This window comes from Microbacterium sp. BF1 (assembly GCF_019279095.1).
Lineage (GTDB): Bacteria > Actinomycetota > Actinomycetes > Actinomycetales > Microbacteriaceae > Microbacterium > Microbacterium maritypicum.
Genome location: NZ_JAGYWT010000814.1, coordinates 1 through 642 on the forward strand (window position 1 = coordinate 1; position 642 = coordinate 642).

Consider the following 642-nt stretch of genomic DNA (forward strand, 5'->3'; position numbering starts at 1 on the left):
CCGCAGCGCGGTCGAGTGCGCCGTCGCGGATCTCGCCGCACAGCAGCAGGGGGTCTCGCTCGCGGCCTGCCTGTCTCGCGCATACGCCGTGCACGACTCCTCGAGGACGTCGCGCATCCGCACCGACATGACCCTGTCCGTGGGGGAGCCGGATGCGGTGGCAGCGCTTTCCGAGGAGTACGTCACCGCGGGGTTCGGGTGCCTCAAGCTCAAGGCCTCCGCTGCGCACGACACGGTCGCCGGACTCCGCGCCGTTCGTGCCACGGTCGGGCCCGACGTCACACTGCGGATCGACGCGAACCAGGCCTGGGACGCCGAGACCGCGATCCGCGTGATCCGTGCCGCCGAAGACGCAGGCCTCGGGATCGAACTCGTCGAGCAGCCCGTCGCCGCGCACGATCTCGATGCTCTCGCCGCCGTGACAGCGGCCGTCGACACCCCGATCATGGCCGATGAGTCGGTGCGCACGGCCCAGGACGTGCGCAGGGTCGCCGAGTGCGGAGCCGCCGATCTCGTGAACATCAAGCTCGCCAAGACGGGTGGGCTGGCCGAGGCCCTCGCCGCCGCGGAAGCCGCACGAGAGGCGGGCCTGGGTGTCGTGATCGGCTGCATGATGGAGTCGCATGTCGGAGTGAGCGCCGC

At 71.2% G+C, this 642-nt stretch carries 1 protein-coding gene; it reads left to right on the plus strand.

The features are described from left to right. The coding region (locus KZA10_RS16960; RefSeq protein WP_306300838.1) for an enolase C-terminal domain-like protein at nt 1–642 on the plus strand (642 nt) is incomplete at both ends.